Below are 22,416 nucleotides of genomic sequence, written 5' to 3'. Positions count from 1 at the left end.
AGCACAGCACGATGCAAATGAACGAACCCGACGCCCATTTCGGCACGGCCCGCAAGACGGGTCCCGTGATCCTCGACCTGAAGAACATCTCGCTGTCGTTCGGCGGCGTGAAAGCGCTGACCGATATCTCGTTCGACGTGAAGCAGCATGAAATCCGCGCCATCATCGGTCCGAACGGCGCGGGCAAAAGCTCGATGCTCAACGTGATCAATGGCGTGTACCGCCCGCAGCAGGGCGAGATCATCTACCGGGGCGAACACCGGCGCGGCATGGATTGCTACGCGGCCGCCAAGTCTGGCATCGCCCGCACCTTCCAGAACATCGCCCTTTTTAAAGGCATGACGGTACTCGACAACATCATGACGGGGCGCAACCTCAAAATGAAGTCGAATTTCCTGCTGCAGGCCCTGTACTGGGGTCCCGCGCGGCGCGAGGAAATCGAGCACCGCAAGAAGGCCGAGGAGATCATCGACTTCCTGGAAATCCAGGCCATCCGCAAGACGCCCGTGGGACGCCTGCCCTACGGCTTGCAAAAGCGCGTGGAACTGGGCCGCGCGCTGGTGGCCGAACCGGAGATTCTGCTGCTGGACGAACCGATGGCCGGCATGAACGTGGAGGAAAAGCAGGACATGTGCCGCTTCATCCTCGACGTCAACGACCAGCTGGGCACGACCATCGTGCTGATCGAGCATGACATGGGCGTGGTGATGGATATCTCCGACCGCGTGGTGGTGCTCGACTACGGCAAGAAGATCGGCGACGGCACGCCCGACGAGGTGCGCAGCAACCAGGACGTGATCAATGCCTATCTCGGCGTGGCGCACTAGACAAGGAATAGCAATGAATATCAATTTTTTCTTTGAAGTGCTGATCGGCGGCCTGCTGTCGGGCGTCATGTATGCGCTGGTGGCGATCGGTTTCGTCCTGATCTACAAGGCCTCGGGCGTATTCAACTTCGCGCAGGGCGCGATGGTGTTCTTCGCCGCCCTCACCTGCGTCGGCATCATGGACAAGTTCGGCCTGTCCTTGTGGCTGGCCATCCCGCTGACGATGGTGACGATGATCGTGCTGGGCATGGCGATTGAAAGGGTGGTCTTGCGGCCCCTCGTCAACCAGCCCGAAATCACGCTCTTCATGGCCACCATCGGCCTGACCTTTTTCATCGAGGGCCTGGCGCAGCTGATGTGGGGCTCGCAGGTGCACAAGCTGGACCTGCCCATCGAAGACGTGCCGATGCCCTTCCTGATGGACCATTTCAATATCATCATCTCGCAGTTCGACATGGTGGCGGCCGGCATCTGCGCGCTGCTGGTGATTTGCCTGGCCTTGCTGTTCTCGAAGACCAAGGTGGGCCGCGCCCTGCGCGCCGTCGCCGACGATCACCAAGCGGCGCTGGCCGTGGGTATTCCGCTGCAGCGCATCTGGGCCGTGGTGTGGGGCGTGGCGGGCCTGGTGGCGATGGTGGCCGGCTTGCTGTGGGGCGCGCGCAACGGGGTGCAGTTCGCCCTCACCTTCATCGCCCTGAAAGCGCTGCCCGTGCTGATCCTCGGCGGCTTTACGTCGGTGCCGGGCGCCATCGTCGGCGGCCTGATCATCGGCGCGTCGGAAAAGCTGGCCGAAGTCTACCTGGGCCCCATGGTGGGCGGCGGCATTGAAGGCTGGTTCCCGTATGTGCTGGCCCTGCTGTTCCTGCTGGTGCGCCCGGAAGGCCTGTTCGGCGAAAAGATCATCCGTCGCATATAACACCACCGAAACAGCATCGTAGGTCGGGTTAGCGCATGGCGCGTAACCCGGCAACAGCCAAAACAGCCCGCAAAGGACACGCCATGATTTACCGTGAAGCAGGACAATTCAAGACCAGCTACCAGGCTGACAACCAGATTTTCCCGATCCGGCAAGACCGCCTGGCGCTGACGGCCACACTGCTCGTCGCCGTCTTCCTCCTGCCGTATTTCGCCTCGCCGTACATGCTGTCGGCGATCCTGATCCCCTTCCTGATCTTCGCCCTGGCGGCATTGGGCCTGAACATCCTGACCGGTTACGCGGGCCAGCTGTCGCTGGGCACCGCCGCCTTCATGGCCGTGGGCGCGTTTGCCTCGTATAACTTCATGGCGCGCCTGCCCGGATTGCCGCTGCTCGTGTCGTTCATCCTGGGCGGCCTGTGCGCGGCAATGGTGGGCATCGCCTTCGGCCTGCCCTCCCTGCGCATCCGCGGCTTTTACCTGGCCGCCTCCACCCTGGCGACGCAGTTCTTCGTTGTCTGGTGCCTGACCAAGATCCCGTATCTGACCAACTACAGCTCCTCGGGCGTGATCACGGTGCAGAAGATGACCATCCTCGGCTACCAGTTCGACACGCCGCAAAGCAAATACCTGCTGGTGCTGGCCATCGTGGCCGGCATGGCCCTGCTGGCCAAGAACATGATCCGCTCGAACGTGGGCCGCTCGTGGATGGCCGTGCGCGACATGGACATGGCGGCCGAAGTGATCGGTTTTCGCCTGATGCGCACCAAGCTGCTGGCGTTTGCCGTCAGCTCGTTCTACTGCGGCGTGGCCGGCGCCCTGTATGCGTACGCCTACCTGGGCACGGTGGAACCGGAAGCCTACAACCTGGACCTGTCCTTCCGCATCCTGTTCATGATCATCATCGGCGGCGTCGGTTCGATCCTCGGTTCCTTCCTGGGCGCGGCCTTCATCGTGCTGCTGCCCGTCTTCCTGAACACCATCGCGCATGGCCTGGCATTGCCCACCAGCGTGGCCTCGAACCTGGAACTGATGGTGTTCGGCGCGCTGATCATCTTCTTCCTGATCGTCGAGCCGCACGGCCTGGCCAGGCTGTGGCAGATTGCGAAGGAAAAGTTGCGACTCTGGCCCTTCCCCCATTAAGTTTTGCAGTCGATGTCGGTTCACTTGAATACCAAATAAAACAAGAGGAGACACACAATGAAACACATCAAATCGCTCATGCTGGCCGCCGCCATCGCCAGTGCCGCACTCACCATGGCCGGCAGCGCCCAGGCGCAGGACAAGGAACAGTACATCGCCCTGCCGTCCTACCGCGTAGGACCGTACGCGGCCGGCGGCTCCGGTTTCTACGGCGGCATCATCGACTACTTCAACCTGGTCAACCAGGCCGGCGGCGTCAATGGCGTCAAGATCAGCTGGGAAGAATGCGAAACCGAATACAACCCGTCGCGCGGCGTCGAATGCTATGAACGCCTGAAAACCAAGCAGGGCGGCGCCACCCTGGTCGAAACCCTGTCCACGGGCGTCGCCTACGGCATCCTCGACCGCGTGGCGCAGGACAAGATCCCCATGACGATGATCGGCTACGGCCGCTCGGATGCCGCCAACGGCAAGGTCTTCCCGTATGTATATCCGCTGATCTCCAGCTACTGGAGCCAGGCCGCCGCCATGATCAAGTATTTGGGCGACAAGGATGGCGGCATGGACAAGCTGAAAGGCAAGAAGATCGTCCACCTGTACCACGACTCGGCCTTCGGCAAGGAACCGCTGCCGGTGCTCGAAGCGCTGTCGAAACAGTACGGCTTTGAACTGGTGAAAATTCCCGTCGCGCCGCCCGGCAGCGAACAGCAATCGCAATGGCTGCAAATCCGCCAGGCCAAGCCGGACCACGTGATCCTGTGGGGCTGGGGCGTCATGAATTCCGTGGCCATCAAGACGGCGCAGCGCAACGGCTTCCCGCGCGACAAAATGCTGGGCGTCTGGTGGGCCGGTTCCGAGGAAGACACGATTCCATCGGGCGACGCGGCCAAGGGCTACACGGCGATGACGTTCAATACGCCGGGCAACTACCCCGTGCTCGACGACATCCGCAAGAAACTCTACGCCACCGGCAAGGGCAACCTGTCCGACCAGTCGCGCATCGGCTCCGTCTACCACATGCGCGGCGTGACGGCCGGCATCCTGTGGGTCGAAGCGATCCGCGTGGCGCAGGAAAAATTCGGCAAGGGCAAGCCGATCACGGGCGAGCAGATGCGCTGGGGCCTGGAAAACCTGAACGTCGACGATGCGCGTCAAAAAGCTGTGGGGGCGCTGGGCATGTTCCCCACCGTGAAGACCAGCTGCGACGACCATGAAGGCTCGGGCGCCGTGAAGGTGCAGCAGTGGGATGGCAAGAAGTGGACCGCCATCACGCCGAAATGGATCGTCGGCGACAAGGCCCTGGTGCGCAAGCTGGTCGAGGAATCCTCGAACAAGTACGCCGAAGAGAAGAAAATCACGCCGGCGTGCATGAAGTAAATCGCTGCCGATGGTGGTGTCGGATTACGGCCTGCGGCCTAATCCGACCTACGCCGCATTCACGTAGGTCGGATTAGCGTAGCGTAATCCGACAGCATCGCCAACACATATGAAAACGAAGCAGCCATGAGCCACACTGCCACGCAAACACCAGACGCCGCACCGCCGCCCTACCTGTCGGTCAACAATATCGAAGTCATCTACGACCACGTGATCCTGGTCCTGAAGGGCGTGTCGCTGCAAGTGCCGCAAGGCAAGATCGTGGCGCTATTGGGCGCCAACGGCGCCGGCAAGTCGACCACCCTGAAAACCATCTCGACCCTGCTGCGCGGCGAACGGGGCGACGTCACCAAGGGCGAAGTCCAGTTCAAGGGCGAGCGCGTGGACCAATTGACGCCGAATGAACTGGTCAAGCGCGGCCTGTCGCAAGTGATGGAAGGGCGGCACTGTTTCGGCCACCTCACCATCGAGGAGAACCTGCTGACGGGCGCCTACACGCGCAGCCTGTCGCGCGGCGAACTGAAAGACGCGCTGGACAAGGTGTATCACTACTTTCCGCGCCTGAAAACGCGGCGCAGCAGCCAGGCCGGCTATACCTCGGGCGGCGAGCAGCAGATGTGCGCCATCGGCCGCGCGCTGATGGCCAAGCCGTCGATGATCTTACTGGACGAGCCCTCGATGGGCATCGCGCCGCAGATCGTCGAAGAGATCTTCGGCATCGTCAAGGATTTGAATCACAAGGAAAACGTGTCTTTCCTGCTGGCCGAACAGAACACCAACGTGGCGCTGCGCTACGCCGACTTCGGCTACATCCTGGAAAACGGCCGCGTCGTGATGGAAGGGCAAGCGCAGGAACTGGCCAGCAACGAGGACGTCAAGGAGTTTTACCTGGGCGTGTCCAGCGCCGGGCGCAAGAGCTTCCGCGACATGAAGTTCTACCGCCGCCGCAAGCGCTGGCTGGCCTGATACAGGAAGCAAGTCATGGACCTGGAACGGGCGAAGCAAGTGTGCCGCGGCTTTCCCGGCGCGACCGAAGACATCAAGTGGAGCAACGTGCTGGCGTTTTGCGTCGGCGGCAAGATGTTCGCCCTGTGCGGCGCGGAAGCGCACAGCACGCGCGGCATGAGCTTCAAGGTCGATGCGGAGCGCTTCCTGGAATTGACGGACCGTCCCGGCATCCGCCCGGCGCCCTACCTGGCGCGGGCCAAATGGGTGCATATCGCCAGCCCCGACGCCCTCGGCGACGGGGAAATGGCCGCCCTGCTGCACCGCTCATACAGCCTGATTTTTGCCAGGCTGACGAAAAAACTGCAACGTGACATTGGAGAATCCGCAACATGACCGATACGCTCGACAGTCTGGAAGCACGCGCCCCCGAAGCGCGCGAACGCGAATTGATGGCCGGCCTGCCGCAGCTGATCGCGCGCGCGCAACAGGCGCCGGGCTGGGCCCGCATCCTCGACGGCGTCAACGCGGCCGGCATCACCAGCCGAGCCGCGCTGGCGCAGCTGCCCGTCACGCGCAAGTCCGACCTCAAGCAATTGCAGCACGCGCAGCTGCCCTTTGGCGGCTTGAACACGACGCCGAAAAACGCCCTGTCGCGCGTGTTCGTCTCGCCCGGCCCCATCTTCGATCCGGAAGGCCGCGGCCCCGACTGGTGGCGCTTCGCGCGGCCCATGTATGCCGCCGGCGTACGCGCCGGCGGCTTGCTGCAGAACTGCTTTTCGTATCACTTCACGCCGGCCGCCTTCATGGTCGAAGGGGGCGCCGCGCGCATCGGCTGCACCGTCATCCCGGCCGGCATCGGCCAGACGGAAATGCAGGTGCAGGCGATGGCCGACCTGAAGCCGGACACGTATATCGGCACGCCCTCATTTTTAAAACTGATCATCGAGAAGGCGCGCGAAATGGGCGCCGACATCAGCAGCGTCACCAAGGCCCTGATGGGCGCGGAAGCCTTGCCCGAATCCTTGCGCAGCTGGTTTGCCGAGAACGGCGTGCCGCACGTGTTCCAGACCTATGCCTCGGCCGATATCGGCAGCATCGCCTATGAAACGGCCAGCCATGGCAAGCTCAATCCCGGCATGGTCGTCGATGAAAACGTGCTGCTCGAGATCGTCCATCCGGGCAGCGGCATTCCCGTCGCGCCGGGCGAAGTGGGCGAAGTCGTCGTCACCGTCTTCAATGCCGACTACCCGCTGATCCGCTTTGCCACCGGCGATCTGTCGGCCGTGCTGATGGACGCGCCGGAGTCGCCGTGCGGGCGCACGAATACGCGCATCAAGGGCTGGATGGGACGCGCGGATCAAACCACCAAGGTGCGCGCCATGTTCGTGCATCCGTCGCAGGTGCATGAGATCGCGCGCCGCCACCCGCAAATCAGGAAGGCGCGGCTGGTGGTGTCGGGTCGCATGGCCAACGATGAGATGGCCCTGCATTGCGAAGTCGACGATCCGGCGGACGCCAGCGGCGTGGAAGCCATCATCGGCTCGATCCGCGAACTGACCAAGCTGCGCGGCGACGTGGTGCTGGTGGCGGTGGGCAGCCTGGCCCAGGACGGGAAAATCATCGACGACATGCGCGATTACAAATAAGGCCGATTTGCGGGATAATACCGGCATTGACCATCAGCCCTATTCATCGCCATGCAAGAGTCCATGCAAGAATTTCATCACAACCGTGCCCGTGACCTGATCAAGAACGCGGAACTGCTGTTCGACCAGGAGGCCGTGCAGGCGTCGATCACGCGCATGGCCGATGTGCTCAACACGCGCTTCAACGCCGAGGATTCGAAAGAGTTCCCGCTGGTGCTGGGCGTGATGGGCGGCGCCGTCGTGTTTACGGGCAGCCTGCTGCCGCAACTGAGCTTCCCGCTCGAATTCGACTACATCCACGTCAGCCGCTACGGCGACGACGACAAGGGTGGCGAAGTGGTGTGGAAAGTCATCCCCCGCTCGAACGTGGCGGGCCGCACCGTCATCGTGCTCGACGATATTCTCGACGAAGGCGAAACCCTGGCGCACGTCAAGCAGCGCCTGCTGGACATGGGCGCCTCGGAAGTCATCCTGGCCGTCTTCGCCGACAAGGCCATCGGCAAGAAAAAGCCCGTACAAGCCGACATCGTCGGCCTGGTGATCCCGAACCGCTTCGTCGTCGGCTTCGGCATGGATGCGTACGGCTACTGGCGCAACCTGCCGGGTTTGTGGGCCATCAAGCCGGAGGATTTGAAGCAGGAGTGATTGTGGTGTTGTCGGATTACGCGCTGCGCGCTAATCCGACCTACCGAATCCATGGTCGTAGGTCGGATTAGCGCAGCGTAATCCGACACCACCATCATCGCAACAACGATTACAGCTTCAACCGCGCGCGCGCCGCATCGTATTCGGCCTTCAGGCGCGCCACCATCTCTGCCACGCTGGGCACGTCGTCCATCAAGCCCACGCCCTGGCCCGCGCCCCAGATGTCGCGCCAGGCCTTGGCGCTGCCGGAACCGAAGTTCATCGCGCTCTTGTCCGCTTCGGGCAAGGCTTCCGGATCGAGTCCGGCCGCTTCGATCGATTTTTTCAGGTAATTGCCGTGCACGCCCGTAAACAGGTTCGTGTAGACGATGTCCGCCGCGCTGGAATCCACGATGGCGTCGCGGTAGCCGTCGCTGACGTTCGATTCCTTGGTCGCCAGCCAGCGCGAGCCGATGTAGGCAAAGTCGGCGCCCATCGCTTGCGCGGCCAGCACGGCGTCGCCCGTGGCGATGGAGCCCGACAGCGCCAGCGGGCCGTCGAAGAATTTGCGCACTTCGCCCACCAGCGCGAACGGCGACAGGGTGCCCGCGTGGCCGCCGGCGCCGCTGGCGACCAGGATCAGGCCATCGACACCGGCTTCCAGCGCCTTTTTCGCGTGGCGGATCGAGATCACGTCGTGCAGCACGATGCCGCCATAGCTGTGGATGGCGTCGAGCATTTCCTTGGGAGGCGCGCGCAGCGAGGAAATGATGATGGGGACCTGGTGTTTCACGCACACTTCCACGTCGTGCGCCAGGCGGTCGTTCGACTGGTGCACGATCTGGTTGACGGCGATCGGCCCCACTTTTTTATCGGGATTGGCGGCCTGGAAGGCGGCCAGCTCGGCCTGCAGGTCGGTCAGCCACGTGTCGAGCAATTCGGCGGGACGCGCGTTCAGGGCCGGGAAGGAACCGACGATGCCGGCCTTGCACTGCGCCGCGACGAGGGCCGGGCCGCTGGCGATGAACATCGGCGAGGCGATAACGGGTAAGGAGAGGTTTTGCAACGCAACAGGCAATGCCATGGCGGACTCGCTGGAAAGTTGATCGGACGTGAAAGACACACTGAACGTTGATTATAGTGCAGAAAAAGTACGATCGTGCTGAATTTATCGCAAGTCCCGCTCAACCCTCGTTGAGCAAGTACTCACCCTCGACACGCGCCGCAGCAGCCCTGCATAGCTGCGATATGGCCCACTCGGCCAGCGCGGCCGCCTCCTGGCGCAGGAAGCGCCGGTTGGCCTCCTCGAAGATCGGCATGCCGCGCAGCATGGCCGGTATCCCGGCCAGGGCGATGCGCTGGCGCTCCAGCAGCAAGAATTTCAGCAGCACTTTGACCGCATTCTGCGCATTGCGCACGGGGTCGGACGCCAGGTAATCGAGGCGCGAATAGGCGCGCTGCAGGGCGCCGGCGGCGTCCGTAAATGGCCGCCCGTGGCCGGGAATGACGACCCGCACGTCCAGGCCCGCGATCAGGTCCAGCGTGGCGCGCGCTTCAGGAAAGCCGGAGCCGCCATCGAGTTCCGGGAAGATCACGCCAAAGCCGTTTTCCCACAGGGCGTCGGCGGAAATCAGGATGCCCTCGCCGGCGCAGTAAAAAATCAGCGAGTGCGGGTCGTGGCCCGGTGCGCCCAGCGCCTGCCAGGCCATGCCGGCCAAAGTCAAGGTGTCGCCGGGAGAGACGGTGGCGTCAAAGCCGAAGCGCGGGCATTGCTGGCCCGTGGCCTGGAAGCTGAGGGCATCGGCATCCCACGCGCGCACCTTGTCCGCTTCCGCCACGGGAATGGCCGTGTGGCAGCCGTATGCGGCTTGCAGCAGCGCGTTGCCGCCGCAATGGTCGGAGTGCAGGTGGGTGTTGAACAGGCGGTCCAGCGGCCGGCCGGCCAGGCTGTGGCGCAGCAGGGCCAGGGTTTGCGGCGCATGCGTGACATAGCCGCTGTCGATCAGGGCCGTGTCATCCGTCCCCTGGAACAGGATGTTGTTCGACGACAGCCAGCCGCGTTCGAACACCTGCATGGCATCGGGGAACAGCGCTGGCGATCGCGGCATGGGCTTCCTCAGTAGTCGGGCTCGAAATCGAGCAAGGATTCGCGGCCTGGCAATTCGGCCCACACGGCGCGCTTGAAGTCGTCGTCGGCCTTGCTCCAGGCGATGATCTCGTCGAGCGTGCGCAGGCAGCCTTCGCACAAGCCGCTGTTGCGGTTCATCTTGCACAGGCTGACGCAGGGCGACGGCACCGGCGACGGGAACGGAACGGCTGGCGGAGGTGGGGGAGCGACCATCATGGAGCGGCATCGGTAAACGTGAAGGCTTTCATTATGCCGCGAAACCGCGCCGGCGAGGCGATGGCATCGCCTTGCAATGTTTCCGTGAATATATTTTCCAGCGAAACAATGGTCAACAACTGCTCTTCCGGAAATATATTTTTCACACATTCTCACTCTACGGGTGCCCGTCCTACACCACGATCAGGCCAGATCCTGCTTGACTTGAGACATTTCAGAACTATACTACCATCCATACAGATGGCAAATGGATGCCACGTGGAGTTTTTGGAGAGATATGGCCAAGCAAGACAGCAAGCCCAAAATTGGGGAATCCGAGAAAATCACCATCAACCTGGGCTTGATCGACCTGGGGCAGATCGATCTGCTGGTCCAGGAGGGATTTTATTCCAACCGCACGGATCTGATCCGTACGGCCATACGCAACCAGCTGGGCACCCACGCCGACGTGGTGAAACAGACCGTCGCCCGTAAAAGCCTGGTATTGGGCATGCAGCATTACTCGCGCGCCGACCTGGAAGCGATCCAGGCAGCCGGCCAGCGCCTGCAGATACAGGTGCTGGGACTGGCCAGCATCGCCAGCGACGTCTCGGTGGAACTGGCACTGGCCACCATCGAGTCGATTTTCGTATTAGGTGCCCTGCACGCCAGCACCGTCGTCAAGACGGCGCTCGCAGGGCGAATTCACTAGCGTATTGGTTCGCGGCGATGACCCGGCCGATGCGCGGCACCGTTAAGGATGGTCATGAAACTACCTCTCAACATGCTGGCGCAGATGCGCGCCGCGACCCGTAATCTGATGGGCAGCGGCCCTGCCGCCGCCACCGAAGCGATCCAGCAGGCGCTGTCTGCAGCCGGCCTGGCGCCGCAAGCGGCCGCCACGCAAGCGCCGCCACCGCAGCCGATGCGCGACATTAATCCGCCACCTGCGCCGCCACCTGCGCCGCCACCGGCACAGGCCCGGGCCGGGCAGCCGCAAGCTGACGCCGCACCGGAAGCGGCATCGGTGCCGCCCACGCCCGCGCAGGCGGCGCAGGACTTCGCACAGGATTTCATGGCGCGCCTGGGCGTGCCGGCCGGCCTGGGCCAGCACAGCTTCGACATGCCCAGCTTCGAGCTGCCGAATTTTCATCCGCCCGGCTTCAACGCGCCGGCCGCCACGCCGGCGGAGATCCCCGCCGGCGCGCAGTTCATCGATGGCGTGTACCGCAACCATGCAGGCACGCGTTCGTACAAGCTGTATATCCCCAGCAGCTACCACGGCCAGGCCATGCCGCTGATCGTCATGCTGCACGGCTGTACGCAAAATCCCGACGATTTCGCCGCCGGCACGCAGATGAATGCGCTGGCCGAAGAAAAGGAGTGTTTTGTCGTCTACCCGGCGCAGACGCAGGGCGCCAACAGTTCGCGCTGCTGGAACTGGTTCAACGCCATCGACCAGCAGCGCGGCCAGGGCGAACCGTCGCTGATCGCCGGCATCGCGCAGCAAGTCATCGACGACTACCCGGTCAACGAGCGTGAAGTGTTCGTCGCCGGCCTGTCGGCGGGCGGCGCCATGGCCGTCATCGTCGGCACCCTGTACCCCGACCTGTTTGCCGCCGTCGGCGTGCATTCGGGCCTGCCCTTCGCCTCGGCGCAGGACTTGCCGTCGGCGCTGGCCGCCATGAAGGGCGGCGCCATGCCCAATGCCCAGCGCAAGGCGCCGGCAGGCGGCGTGCCCATCATCGTTTTTCACGGCGACCGCGACACCACCGTCAACCCGCGCAATGGCGATGAACTGATCGCCCAGGGCGTGCGCAGCCAGGCGGGCGGCAAGGCGGCCAGGGCCGCCTCCGTCGACGGCAGCGTGCCGAACGGCCACCGCTACACGCGCACCACGCACAGCCAGGCCGACGGCTCGCCGCTGGGCGAACACTGGGTCATCCACGGCGCCGGCCATGCCTGGTCCGGCGGCAGCAACAACGGCAGCTATACGGACGGAAAAGGGCCGGACGCCAGCCGGGAAATGCTGCGCTTCTTCAAGACCGTCAGCTGATGTTCTCGATGTAGGGCGCGATCTGCCGCTGCTTGTCGGCGATCTCGCATACGCCGTCGGCATAGCGGTTGGAGATGGCGATGAACTGGTCCTGGATCTGCAGGAAGGCGTCGACGATCTCGGCGTCGAAGTGCGAACCGCGTCCCTCGACGATGATCTGCACGGCCTGCGCGTGGTCCATGCCCTGCTTGTAGATGCGCCGGCTGATCAGGGCGTCGTACACGTCGGCCAGCGCCATCAGGCGCGCCGAAATCGGGATAGCGTCGCCCGCCAGTCCTTGCGGGTAGCCGCTGCCATCCCATTTTTCATGGTGGCTGTAGGCGATCTCTTTCGCGTACTTGAGGAAATCGACCTCAATGCCCAGCTCGTGCTCGGCCGCCAGGATGGCGTCGCGCCCCAAGGTGGTGTGCGTCTTCATGATGGCCATTTCATGCGGCTCGAAACGCCCCGGCTTGAGCAGGATATGGTCGGGGATGCCCACCTTGCCGATATCGTGCAGCGGCGCCGTCTTGAACAGCAGTTCGATATTCTTGTCCGTCAAAAAGTCGCGGAAACGCGGCAAGTTGCGCACCTTCTCGGCCAGCGCCTTCAGGTAGTGCGAGGTGCGGCGGATATGGTTGCCCGTCTCGCTGTCGCGCGTCTCGGCCAGCGAGGCCATGGCGTGGATGGTGACGTCCTGCAGCGCCGCCACTTCCTGCACGCGGCGCTCCACTTCCGTTTCCAGGTACTGGTTCTGGTCGCGCAGGAAATCCTGCATCTGCTTCATCGCCAGCTGCGTCTTGATACGGGCCAGCACGATGGGCGCGGAAATCGGCTTGGTGATGTAATCCACGGCGCCCAGGGCCAGGCCCAGCTGCTCGTCGGCCACCTCGCTCATGGCGGTGACAAAAATCACGGGGATGCCGGCCGTGGCGGGATCGGCCTTCAGCGCGCGGCACACATCGTAGCCGCTCATGCCCGGCATCATGATGTCGAGCAGGATCAGGTCGGGCTGGTCGCCGCCGGCGGCGATCTTCAGGGCGCGCTCGCCATTGACGGCGATCTTGGTGCGGTAGTCGTCTTCCAGCACCGCGCGCAGCAGGTCGATATTGTCTGGCGTGTCATCGACCACCAGGATGGTTGGCTTGCTTGCCGGCGCTCTCATGCCCGTCCTTCGCTCTGCATAGTTATCCTTGTCACAGTGTCAGCTCCAGCGCATCGGCCACCTCGCCCAGCTGCGCCAGCGCACCTTCGAAATCGTATTGTCCCAGCATGCGCTTCAACTGGCGCGCATGTTCCGCCTGCCCCGCCGCGACCAGCACGGGACCGATGCCGTCAAGGTGCTTGACGGCCTGCGCATCGTCCTGCTGCAGCAGCTGCGACAGCTCGCGCAAGCCCGCTTCCAGGCAGGCCCGGTCCACCGGCGCCACGTGCGCCACCGGCGCGCCGCCCGCCTCGGCCGCGTTGCCGCGCGACTGCATCGCCAGCACGATCTTCGGCACCAGCTCGTCGAGCGCCAGGGTGCAGGCGGACAGCGCCTGCGGCAAGCCATCGTGCGAGCCCAGGCTGAGCAGGTGCTCGACCCGCGCGGCGCTGTCGGCCAGGCCGCCGGCGCCGATATTGCCAGCCAGGCCCTTCAGGGTATGCGCTTCGCGGATCGCCGTCTCGAGCTGGTTGTTCTCGATGGCGGCAACGATGCGCTGCATGGCGTCGAACTGGGTTTCCACAAAACGGTCCAGCAATTTTCGCATCAAAGCGGCATTGCCGCCCACGCGGCGCATGGCCTCCGTCATTTTCAGGCCGGCGATCACGGGCAGCTCCGCTTCCGGCTGCGCCGCTACCGACGTCATTGCCTGCGGCGCGGCCGGCGCGATCCAGCGCGCCAGGGTGCCGAACAGCTGCGCCACGTCGATCGGCTTGGCGATGAAATCGTTCATGCCGGCGTCCAGACATTTTTCCTTGTCGCCGACCATGGCATTGGCCGTCATGGCGATCACGGGCAAATTCGAGTAACGGGGGTCCTGGCGCAGCTTGCGCGTCGCCTGGTAGCCATCCATCACCGGCATCTGGCAATCCATCAGCACGCCGTCATAGGCGTTTTCCTCGATCTTCGCCAGCGCGATGGCGCCATTGCCGGCGATGTCGACGCGGATGCCGGCGTCGTTGAGAATATGCTGCGCCACTTCCTGATTCACTTCATTATCCTCGACCAGCAGCAGCCAGGCGCCGCGCAGGGCGCGTTCGTCGTCGCGGTAGCTGCTCTGGCGCTGCGTCTTGCGGCTCTGCCCCGTCACGCCGCCAAACACGAACGATATCTGGTCGAGCAGGGTCGAAGCGCTGACGGGCTTGTTCAACACGCCGTCGAGCGGCAAATCGCGCTGGCGCGCCGCCTCCAGCAGCGCTTCGCGATGGAAGGCCGTGACCATGATGCAGGCCGGCGTGGCATCGATGCCGGCGGCATCGGCGCGGATGCCGGCCAGGGTATCGAGGCCGTTCATGCCCGGCATTTTCCAGTCCATCAGCACCAGTCCGTACGGCCTCCCCTCGGCGCGCGCCTGCGCCACGGCGCCGATGGCCGGCACGCCGCCAAACACGGCCCGCGCCTCGAAGCCGAGCGCCGTCAGCATGCTGACGAAGATTTCACGCGCGCTGGGGTTGTCGTCGACCACCAGCACGCGCAAGCCCTCGAAGCGCTGCGGAGCAAGCAGGCTGTCGCGCGGCACGGCGGCCAGGCCGAAGCGGGCCGTGAAGAAAAAGGTGCTGCCCACGCCCGCTTCGCTGACCAGGTCGATCTCGCCTTCCATCATCTCCACCAGGCGCTTGCTGATGGTCAGCCCCAGGCCCGTGCCGCCATGGTGGCGCGTGGTGGAGGTGTCGGCCTGGGTAAAGGCCTGGAACAACTTGCTGCGCTGGGGCGGCGTCAGGCCGATGCCCGTGTCGCGCACGTCCACGCGCAAGACAGCCGCATGCTCTTCCAGCTGCTGCAGGCGGATGGTGACGACGATCTCGCCCTTGTCCGTAAACTTGATCGCATTGTTGGTGAGATTGATCAGTACCTGGCCCAGGCGCAGCGGGTCGCCCTGCAAGGCGTTCGGCACGTCGGGGGCGATGTCGAACAGCAGTTCGAGCCCCTTGTCCTGCGCCCGCATCACGGACAGGTCGGCGATCTGCGCCAGCACGTCCTCGAGGAAGAAATCGACTTTTTCAAAGGCCATCTTGCCCGCCTCGATCTTCGAGAAATCGAGAATGTCGTCGATGATGGCCAAGAGGTTCTTCGAAGCCGACTCCACCTTCTCCAGGTAGTTGCGCTGGGTCGACGTGAGCTCCGTCTGCAGCGCCAGGTGAGTCATGCCGATGATGCCGTTCATCGGCGTGCGGATCTCATGCGACATATTGGCCAGGAAGTCCGACTTCATCTTGGTCGCATCCTCGGCCACTTCGACGGCATGGCGTAGGTCCTGCTCGACGGCCAGGCTGGTGCTCATGTCCTTGAGCGCCTGCAGCAATTCGCCCGTCTCGTCGCGCGACGTCACTTCGATGACGGAACTGAGATCGCCATTGGCCACGCGCGTGGCGATCGCCACGGCCTCGCCCAGCGGACGCGTGATCGAGCGCGCCGACCAGGCAAAGGCCAGGCCCGTCAGCAGGGCCGCCAGGCCGATGCCGCCCATCAGCAGCAGCGAGGTATCGATGTCGTTGCGTATCCTGGCCGCGCTGTCGCGGATCAGCTGCTGCTGCAGGTCGTCGAGCTGGCCCACGTACAGCAGCACTTTTTCCAGCACCGGCAAGGTCTGCGTCTGCATGGCCTGCTCGGCGCGGGCATCCTCGCCGCGCTCGACCAGCTCGAACATCGTCTTGAGCGAGCCATAGTAATCGGCGCGCGCCAGGTGCATCTGTTCCAGCAGGCGCCGTTCCTCGGGCCGCGCATCGAGACCGTCGAGGATGCGCACCTGCTCGTCGATGCCTTGCTTGATCGCTTCCAGGCGCGCCTGGTTCGCCTGGCGCAGCGCCAGCTCGTGCTGGTTCGGCAGGTTGCCGATGCGCGTGGCCGCCTCGCGCGCCAGCCCGTGGATCTTGCTGGTGGCCTTGGCGGCGACCCAGTCGCGCTGCAGGATATCGTCGGTCTCGGCGCGGATGGCATAGATGCGGCTGCCAGACAGGACGATGACGACCAGCATCAGCACGATCAACATGGCATAACCGGCATTGATGCGCACGCCGATACTGATATCCCTGAAGCGCATAACTTTCCTATAAGAAATTCTTGAAAATCGAAGTCTGAACGTATTCCCCTACGGAAAGCAAGGTTTATTGCAAAGCAATTGCATGCCGAAGCACTTAATTAGCCGACGTTAGGGCTTGGCAGGAGGTGCCAGGGAGGCGATGTGCGCTTGCAGGCAGGCGGGGCACCAGCAGCCCGCGGCGGCGCTGCCGGGCACGGGAACGGCGGGCGGCAGGGCGAGGCACCAGCAGGGTTCCTTGGCGTCCGGGTCGAGCTGGCCGCACTGGAAAGTGGCGCCGCACAGGGTGCACTGGCTCATGGCTGTGTTTGAATTGGCAAGTGTGTGTCATGCTGCGCCGGGATGCGACGCAGATGTAACGGGCGGTAAAAGGGCTGGCTGGGGCACATATCGGGCCAGACTATAGGATCATCAGGGAAAATACAACAAGATCGCCCTATAATGCCTCCAGGATTTTCTTCTTCCCTGTAAAATCGCACAAATCTATTTTCCGGACTCGCCATGAATCAACTAGCTAACTTGAACCTGGACATGAATGACGACTTGACGGCGGTGTCGCCGCAAATCAAGGCGCAGATTCTGGCCGAGGCCCTCCCCTACATCCGCAACTTCCACGGCAAGACCATCGTCATCAAATACGGTGGCAACGCCATGACGGACGAACGCCTGAAGCACGGCTTCGCGCGCGACGTCATCCTGCTCAAGCTGGTCGGCATGAACCCGGTCGTGGTGCACGGCGGCGGACCGCAGATCGACAACGCGCTGAAAAAAATCGGCAAGCAAGGCACCTTCGTGCAAGGCATGCGCATCACCGATGAAGAAACCATGGAAGTGGTGGAGTGGGTGCTGGGCGGCGAAGTGCAGCAGGATATCGTCATGCTGATCAACCATTACGGCGGCCAGGCCGTGGGCCTGACGGGCAAGGATGGCGGCTTGATCCGCGCGCGCAAGATGCAGATGCCGGACCGCGAACATCCGGGCGAATTCCTCGACATCGGCTTTGTCGGCGAGATCGACGCGATCAACCCGGCCGTCGTCAAGGCGCTGCAGGACGACGCCTTCATTCCCATCATTTCGCCGATCGGTTTTGGCCAGGATGGCCAGGCCTACAACATCAACGCCGATGTCGTGGCGGGCAAGATCGCGGAAATCCTGAAGGCGGAAAAGCTGATCATGATGACCAACATCGCCGGCGTCCAGGACAAGCAGGGCAACCTGGTGACCGACCTGTCGGCGCGCGAAATCGACGAGATGTTCGCCGATGGCACGATCTCGGGCGGCATGCTGCCGAAGATCTCGTCCGCGCTCGACGCCGCCAAGTCCGGCGTGAACACGGTGCACATCATCGACGGCCGCATCGAACACTCATTATTGCTGGAAGTGTTGACCGAGCAGGCTTTTGGTACTATGATCCGTTCGCACTAAAAAAATCGCAATGCATCACAGCGAGTAGTTTGGCGGCGCAGATCACCTGGCGCCGCTTTTAATTTGCCCTTGTAGCTCAGTGGTAGAGCACTCCCTTGGTAAGGGAGAGGCCACGTGTTCGATCCACGTCAAGGGCACCAGTATCCTTTTCCCGCAGCTGTAAAAATGCCCATGGCGGCGTTGTCCTTCCTCGCCGTACATGCGTACTGTCTTCGTCAGTCCGCCTTGCCCTGAACATTTTTCCATCTGCTCTGCTATCTGTCGCCCGCATCGCCTCCGCGTTTCAATACACCCGCTCGACCTTCAAGCCCTTCTGACGCAATAAATCCGGCACGCTTTTCGCTCCGACCAGGTGCAGCACGCCGATGGCGGCCAGGCTGTGCTTTTCGCGCGCCAGCAGCTTGGCGATGCCGTCGGCCAGGGCCGGGTTGCGGCCGTCCAGCAACACCTTTTGCACGAACTGCGCGGCGAACGAGGGGTCTTGCGCAGCCTTGGCCGCCAGCTTGTCGAAGGCAGCCGCGTCGGCGTTGCGCCAGGCGTCGGCGATCTCGCGCGCTTCCTGGCTTTGTTCCTGGTCCTCGATCGAGGCCACGCCGTCTTCCAGGAATCGGCACTGCTCAAACGGCGACATGGCGCCAAACAGCGCCATCTGGCCTTCCATCGATTCGAGTTCCAGCACGGGGATCTTGCGCGCCTTGGCTTGCCGCGACAGATAATTGTCGACAGCCAGGTCGGAGCGGTAGCCCAAGGTGGAAAATTCGCCGATGGCCAGGATGCTGGCCAGCATCCATGGCTTCATCGGCGCCACCGATTCGGCCGGAATGCCGTATTTTTGCAACAGCGGCGCCAGACGCGGGGCCAGGGTCTGGCGGCAGTCGGCAGGCGCTTTGCTGCCCGGCGCCTCCATGCCGTATTTCAGCACGGCGCCCATGGCGGCGCGCGGATCGGCGCCGGGATCGATCTCCAGCGCCAGCGCCCCGGCCTGGTGCAGCGCCTGCGTTACCGTCGGCTCGAGCGGATAAAAATCGGGCGCGCCGACGTGGATGGTGCCGAACAGATACAGGGTGTGGGCCGCGTCCTGCACCTTGAACAGCGCGCCCCGGTTTTGCGCCACGGGCGGCGCTTCGGCGAAGGCCGCCCGCAACGGCAGCAAGAATAATCCGCAAAACATCACTATAATCTGGCGTCGCATGGTTTTCCTGATTGTTGAATTTTTCATCTTCTCTCGCTAGCAAAGACTCTCGTGCCTGTGTCCCATCTTAACCGCTCGTCGCCGGTCTGGCTGTTTGACCTCGACAACACGCTGCACAATGCCTCGCACGCCATCTTCCCCACCATCACGGCCAATATGAACACGTATATTGCCCGGGTGCTGGGCGACGGCGTGACGCCGGCCGACGACGCCATCGTCAATGCGGCGCGCGCGGCCTACTGGCGCCGCTATGGCGCCACCTTGCTGGGCATGGTCAAGCACCATCAGGTACAGGCCGCGCATTTTTTGCACGAGACGCACGCCTTCGACGATTTGCGCGCCATGATACGCGCCGAGCGGGGACTGGGGGCTTTACTCAAACGCCTGCCTGGCCGTAAAATTTTACTCACCAACGCGCCGCTGCGCTATTCGAGCGACGTGATGCGCCACCTGGGACTGCGCCGGCACTTTTCACACCACGTCGCCATCGAGGCGATGCAGGTGCACCGCCAGCTGCGGCCCAAGCCATCGACGCTGATGCTGCGCAAACTGATGCGCAAGCACCAGATCCGCCCTGGCCGCTGCATCCTGGTGGAAGACACCCTCGCCAACCTGAAGGGCGCAAAAAGACTGGGCCTGCGCACGGTCTGGGTCACGCAATACCTGAAAATGGCCGATCCGATCGGCGTGGCGAAGCTGCCCAAGGCGTTAAATCGCCCCGCTTACGTCGATGTCAAAGTAAAATCTGTCCGGCATTTGGCACGCCGCCTTCACCGTCTGCGTTGAAGGGGACTCCTGGGCTTGCGGCTGACGCCGGAAGCCGCACCGCTAGCGGCGGTGACGGACCTCCCCATCAAGGCAGCATTTTTTTTAACGACAAGAGAAAATATGGCAAGCACACCGCCGGGCCAACGCAGGCTACAAATTCTTCAGGCCCTCGCCGCAATGCTGGAGCAGCCGAAAGGCGAAAAGATCACCACCGCCGCACTGGCGGCCAGACTGGCCGTCTCGGAAGCGGCCCTGTACCGCCATTTCGCCAGCAAGGCGCAAATGTTCGAAGGGCTGATCGAATTCATCGAGTCGAGCGTCTTCGGCCTGATCAACCAGATCGCGGAAAAGCACAGCGACGGCATGACGCAGACGCGCGACATCATCGGCATGCTGCTCAATTTCGCCATCAGCAATCCGGGCATGACGCGCGTGCTGATCGGCGACGCCCTGGTCAATGAGGACGAGCGCCTGCAAGTGCGCATGAACCAGTTCTACGACCGCGTGGAGCTGGCGCTCAAGCAGGCCTTGCGCGTGGCCGCCGCCGAAGGCCATGGCAAGGAAAGCGAAGTGGCGGCGCGCGCCACCCTGATCGTCAGCTTCGTCATCGGACGCTGGCACCGCTACGCCAAGAGCGGCTTCAAGATCAATCCCTCCCAGGAAGCGGCGCTGCAAATCGCCATGCTGCTGGGGTAAGTCACCGCCGCGGCTGTCCCCATGCATACCGACTGTTTCGCCCTGCTCGACGACGCCAGCACGCCCGGCGCCGCATCGCGCCTGTACACGGGCCTGACGGCGGTCCTGCGGTGCAGCGAGGGGGAGCAGTGGCCGGCCCTGCTCGAAGGGCTGCAAGCGGCCTTGGAACGCGGCCAGTACGCCGTCAGCGTGTGCAGCTACGAGCTGGGCGCGCACTTGCTGGCCATGCCGCCGCGCGCGGCGGATCCCGGCGCGCCGCCGCTGGCGCAGGTGCTCGTCTTCGAACACTGCACCCAGCTGTCGCAGGACGAGGTGCTGCAGTGGCTGGCCGCACGTACGCCGACGATGGAAACGCCGGCCTGCATCGCCGGCATCCGCGCGAACGTGGATCAGGCCGAATTCACGCGCGCGCTGGGGCGCATCCACGACTACATCGTGGCCGGCGACACCTATCAGGTCAACTATACGTATCGGCTGCGCTTCGATGCCTTCGGCTCGCCCCTGGCCCTGTATGCGCGGCTGCGGGAACGCCAGCCCGTGCCGTATGGCGCGCTGGTGATGCTGCCCGATGGCGGCGCCCTGCTGTCGCTGTCGCCGGAACTGTTCGTGCGCCATGCGCAGGGCGAGCTGACGGCGCGTCCGATGAAAGGCACGGCGCCGGCGGCCCCGCCTGAACAAACGGACGAAAACGCGCGCCGCGCCGCCGCCCTGGCCAATGATCCGAAAAACCGCGCGGAAAACCTGATGATCGTCGACCTGCTGCGCAACGACATCGGCCGCATCGCTGCCACGGGCTCCGTCAAGGTGCCGGCCCTGTTCCAGGTGACACGCTACAGCAGCGTGCTGCAGATGACGTCCACCGTGCAGGCGCGTTTGCGCGGCGACGCCAGCCTGGCCGACATCTTCCAGGCCTTGTATCCATGCGGCTCGATCACGGGGGCGCCGAAACGCCGCACCATGGAAATCATCGCCGAACTGGAGCCGGCGCCGCGCGGCATCTACACGGGCGCCATCGGCTGGTTCGATCCGCCGGCCATCGGCACGGCCCACCCAATGGGTGACTTCTGCATGTCGGTGCCGATCCGCACCCTGGCCCTGCAGCCGGCGGGCCCTGACGGCCTGCGGCGCGGCGAGATGGGCGTGGGCGCCGGCATCGTCTTGGACAGCGACCCGCACGAGGAATTTGCGGAATGCCAGCTCAAGGCCCGCTTCCTGACGGGGCTGACCAATGACTTCGAACTGTTCGAGACCCTGCACGCGAGCCGCGCCGGCGGCTGCCGCCAGCAGGAGCGCCACCTGGCGCGCCTGGCCGCCTCCAGCGCCTACTTCGGTTTTGCCTGGGACCAACATGCTGCCCGCGCCGCGCTGCAGGCAGCGTGCGCGGCGCGTCCCGACGATATCCCCTTCCGCCTGCGCCTGGCGCTGCGCCAGGATGGCCGCTTCACGACGCAAAGCGGTGCGCTCAGCGCCTTGCCGGACACGGTCACCATCCTGCTGGCGTCCGACGCCACCACGGCGGATGACCTGTTCCTGCGCCACAAGAGCAGCGTGCGCGCGGGCTATGACGCAGCGTGGCGCGCGGCCGAGGCGCAAGGCGCCTTCGACATGCTGTTCTTTAACGAGCGGGGCGAGCTGACGGAGGGCGGGCGCAGCAATGTCTTCGTCCGGCTCGATGGCCGCTGGCATACGCCGCCCCTGTCCTGCGGCCTGCTGCCCGGCGTGCAACGCGCGGCCATACTGGCCGATCCCGCCTGGAGTGCGCAGGAAACCATCATCACACGCGCCATGCTGGCGCGCGCCGAGGCCGTCGTCGTGTGCAATGCGCTGCGCGGGGCGCTGCCGGCAAAACTGATTACTTGATGTCAACCTGCATCTCGTAGCCGCCGTAGATCATCCGCTTGCCATCGAACGGCAGCTTGGCCGGATCCATCATCTCGGCCAGGCGCGGGTCTTTCATGACCTTGTCGTTGATTTCATCGCGCTTGGCACGCGACGCATACACGATCCATGAAAACACCACCACTTCGCCATCCTGCAAGTCCACCGCCTGCGGAAACGAAGTCAGCTTGCCCGGCTTGACATCGTCGCCCACGCATTCGCGAAATTCCAGCGCGCCATACTCGCGCCAGACGGCGCCGCAGGCGCGCGACATGGCCAGATAGGTATCGAGCTTGGCCTTCGGTACGGGCACCACAAATCCATCGACATACGCCATGATGTTCTCCTTTGTTGTGACAAACGCGAACAACCAGCTTA

General features: G+C 63.7%; 23 protein-coding genes and 1 tRNA gene. 15 read left to right on the top strand and 9 right to left on the bottom strand.

Annotated features, from left to right (window positions below; all coding sequences use genetic code 11):
- Window positions 1-11 precede the first annotated feature (11 nt).
- The 8 genes from AC0V2Y_RS07220 (at window position 12) to AC0V2Y_RS07185 (ending at window position 7,501) form a co-directional block, all read left to right on the top strand.
- On the top strand, window positions 12-827 hold the full coding sequence (locus AC0V2Y_RS07220) for an ABC transporter ATP-binding protein (protein ID WP_029496076.1): 816 nt from the start codon (window positions 12-14) through the stop codon (window positions 825-827).
- Window positions 828-846: 19 nt separating this feature from the next.
- The gene (locus tag AC0V2Y_RS07215; RefSeq protein WP_230504509.1) at window positions 847-1,743 is read left to right on the top strand and encodes a branched-chain amino acid ABC transporter permease; all 897 of its coding nucleotides are present in this window, start codon (window positions 847-849) and stop codon (window positions 1,741-1,743) included.
- An 83-nt stretch (window positions 1,744-1,826) separates the two neighbouring features.
- Window positions 1,827-2,885, top strand: a complete 1,059-nt coding sequence (locus tag AC0V2Y_RS07210) for a branched-chain amino acid ABC transporter permease (protein WP_034752817.1) — start codon at window positions 1,827-1,829, stop codon at window positions 2,883-2,885.
- A gap of 57 nt (window positions 2,886-2,942) precedes the next feature.
- Window positions 2,943-4,262, top strand: coding sequence for an ABC transporter substrate-binding protein (locus AC0V2Y_RS07205; RefSeq protein WP_475415740.1), 1,320 nt, complete (start codon window positions 2,943-2,945; stop codon window positions 4,260-4,262).
- 126 nt (window positions 4,263-4,388) lie between these two features.
- Window positions 4,389-5,228 carry an ABC transporter ATP-binding protein gene (locus AC0V2Y_RS07200; RefSeq protein WP_475415741.1) on the top strand — a complete coding sequence of 280 codons (840 nt, stop codon included), beginning with the start codon at window positions 4,389-4,391 and terminating at the stop codon, window positions 5,226-5,228.
- A 15-nt stretch (window positions 5,229-5,243) separates the two neighbouring features.
- Window positions 5,244-5,603, top strand: a complete 360-nt coding sequence (locus AC0V2Y_RS07195) for an MmcQ/YjbR family DNA-binding protein (RefSeq protein ID WP_475415742.1) — start codon at window positions 5,244-5,246, stop codon at window positions 5,601-5,603.
- Complete coding sequence (locus tag AC0V2Y_RS07190; protein WP_475415743.1) at window positions 5,600-6,856, top strand: phenylacetate--CoA ligase family protein; 1,257 nt, start codon at window positions 5,600-5,602, stop codon at window positions 6,854-6,856. The genes AC0V2Y_RS07195 and AC0V2Y_RS07190 overlap by 4 nt, the downstream gene beginning before the upstream one ends.
- Window positions 6,857-6,919: 63 nt before the next feature.
- Complete coding sequence (locus AC0V2Y_RS07185) at window positions 6,920-7,501, top strand: hypoxanthine-guanine phosphoribosyltransferase (protein ID WP_086137290.1); 582 nt, start codon at window positions 6,920-6,922, stop codon at window positions 7,499-7,501.
- Between the two features lie 109 nt (window positions 7,502-7,610).
- Here AC0V2Y_RS07185 and AC0V2Y_RS07180 read toward each other — a convergent pair whose 3' ends face one another.
- The 4 genes from AC0V2Y_RS07180 to AC0V2Y_RS07165 all read right to left on the bottom strand — a co-directional run bounded on the left by AC0V2Y_RS07180 (window position 7,611) and on the right by AC0V2Y_RS07165 (window position 9,970).
- On the bottom strand, window positions 7,611-8,564 hold the full coding sequence (locus AC0V2Y_RS07180) for an NAD(P)H-dependent flavin oxidoreductase (RefSeq protein WP_475415744.1): 954 nt from the start codon (window positions 8,562-8,564) through the stop codon (window positions 7,611-7,613).
- Window positions 8,565-8,664: 100 nt separating this feature from the next.
- A complete protein-coding gene (locus AC0V2Y_RS07175) occupies window positions 8,665-9,588 on the bottom strand; it encodes an MBL fold metallo-hydrolase (RefSeq protein ID WP_475415745.1) in 924 nt (307 codons plus the stop codon).
- An 8-nt stretch (window positions 9,589-9,596) separates the two neighbouring features.
- Window positions 9,597-9,824: a DUF1289 domain-containing protein gene (locus tag AC0V2Y_RS07170; protein ID WP_475415746.1), complete on the bottom strand. Its 228-nt coding sequence runs from the start codon at window positions 9,822-9,824 to the stop codon at window positions 9,597-9,599.
- Window positions 9,821-9,970, bottom strand: coding sequence for a hypothetical protein (locus AC0V2Y_RS07165; RefSeq protein WP_475418101.1), 150 nt, complete (start codon window positions 9,968-9,970; stop codon window positions 9,821-9,823). The genes AC0V2Y_RS07170 and AC0V2Y_RS07165 overlap by 4 nt, the downstream gene beginning before the upstream one ends.
- 131 nt (window positions 9,971-10,101) lie before the next feature.
- Between AC0V2Y_RS07165 and AC0V2Y_RS07160 the strand changes: the two genes are divergently transcribed.
- Together AC0V2Y_RS07160 and AC0V2Y_RS07155 are read left to right on the top strand one after the other, a co-directional pair.
- Window positions 10,102-10,515, top strand: coding sequence for a CopG family transcriptional regulator (locus tag AC0V2Y_RS07160; protein ID WP_034752801.1), 414 nt, complete (start codon window positions 10,102-10,104; stop codon window positions 10,513-10,515).
- Between the two features lie 54 nt (window positions 10,516-10,569).
- A complete protein-coding gene (locus tag AC0V2Y_RS07155; protein ID WP_475415747.1) occupies window positions 10,570-11,859 on the top strand; it encodes an extracellular catalytic domain type 1 short-chain-length polyhydroxyalkanoate depolymerase in 1,290 nt (429 codons plus the stop codon).
- Here the strand turns inward: AC0V2Y_RS07155 and AC0V2Y_RS07150 are convergent.
- The 3 genes from AC0V2Y_RS07150 to AC0V2Y_RS07140 all read right to left on the bottom strand — a co-directional run bounded on the left by AC0V2Y_RS07150 (window position 11,852) and on the right by AC0V2Y_RS07140 (window position 16,379).
- Entirely contained in the window at window positions 11,852-13,003 is a 1,152-nt protein-coding gene (locus tag AC0V2Y_RS07150; protein ID WP_475415748.1) for a response regulator, read from the bottom strand. The genes AC0V2Y_RS07155 and AC0V2Y_RS07150 overlap by 8 nt on opposite strands.
- 31 nt (window positions 13,004-13,034) lie before the next feature.
- On the bottom strand, window positions 13,035-16,082 hold the full coding sequence (locus AC0V2Y_RS07145) for a response regulator (RefSeq protein WP_475415749.1): 3,048 nt from the start codon (window positions 16,080-16,082) through the stop codon (window positions 13,035-13,037).
- A 108-nt stretch (window positions 16,083-16,190) separates the two neighbouring features.
- The gene (locus AC0V2Y_RS07140) at window positions 16,191-16,379 is read right to left on the bottom strand and encodes a cysteine-rich CWC family protein (RefSeq protein ID WP_475415750.1); all 189 of its coding nucleotides are present in this window, start codon (window positions 16,377-16,379) and stop codon (window positions 16,191-16,193) included.
- 231 nt (window positions 16,380-16,610) lie between these two features.
- Between AC0V2Y_RS07140 and argB the strand changes: the two genes are divergently transcribed.
- The gene (argB, locus tag AC0V2Y_RS07135; RefSeq protein ID WP_010393729.1) at window positions 16,611-17,504 is read left to right on the top strand and encodes an acetylglutamate kinase; all 894 of its coding nucleotides are present in this window, start codon (window positions 16,611-16,613) and stop codon (window positions 17,502-17,504) included.
- A 65-nt stretch (window positions 17,505-17,569) separates the two neighbouring features.
- Window positions 17,570-17,644 (top strand) — tRNA-Thr (locus AC0V2Y_RS07130).
- A 143-nt stretch (window positions 17,645-17,787) separates the two neighbouring features.
- Here AC0V2Y_RS07130 and AC0V2Y_RS07125 read toward each other — a convergent pair.
- Window positions 17,788-18,657 carry a TraB/GumN family protein gene (locus AC0V2Y_RS07125; RefSeq protein ID WP_475415751.1) on the bottom strand — a complete coding sequence of 290 codons (870 nt, stop codon included), beginning with the start codon at window positions 18,655-18,657 and terminating at the stop codon, window positions 17,788-17,790.
- Between the two features lie 90 nt (window positions 18,658-18,747).
- Here AC0V2Y_RS07125 and AC0V2Y_RS07120 point away from each other — a divergent pair, with 90 nt between their 5' ends.
- From AC0V2Y_RS07120 to pabB, 3 genes are all read left to right on the top strand, one after another.
- Entirely contained in the window at window positions 18,748-19,482 is a 735-nt protein-coding gene (locus tag AC0V2Y_RS07120) for a pyrimidine 5'-nucleotidase (protein WP_475415752.1), read from the top strand.
- 102 nt (window positions 19,483-19,584) lie between these two features.
- Window positions 19,585-20,160, top strand: coding sequence for a nucleoid occlusion factor SlmA (gene slmA / locus AC0V2Y_RS07115; RefSeq protein ID WP_070313104.1), 576 nt, complete (start codon window positions 19,585-19,587; stop codon window positions 20,158-20,160).
- Between the two features lie 21 nt (window positions 20,161-20,181).
- Window positions 20,182-22,020: an aminodeoxychorismate synthase component I gene (gene pabB / locus AC0V2Y_RS07110; protein WP_475415753.1), complete on the top strand. Its 1,839-nt coding sequence runs from the start codon at window positions 20,182-20,184 to the stop codon at window positions 22,018-22,020.
- On the opposite strand, the gene AC0V2Y_RS07105 is transcribed toward pabB, so the two are convergent.
- Window positions 22,013-22,375: a DUF1428 domain-containing protein gene (locus AC0V2Y_RS07105; RefSeq protein WP_475415754.1), complete on the bottom strand. Its 363-nt coding sequence runs from the start codon at window positions 22,373-22,375 to the stop codon at window positions 22,013-22,015. The two genes, pabB and AC0V2Y_RS07105, sit on opposite strands and share 8 nt — an antisense overlap.
- Window positions 22,376-22,416 lie beyond the last annotated feature (41 nt).

Source organism: Janthinobacterium sp. BHSEK (assembly GCF_056174685.1).
Note: the sequence above shows the minus strand (reverse complement) of the source record. Positions and strands in the feature narration are given on the sequence as shown.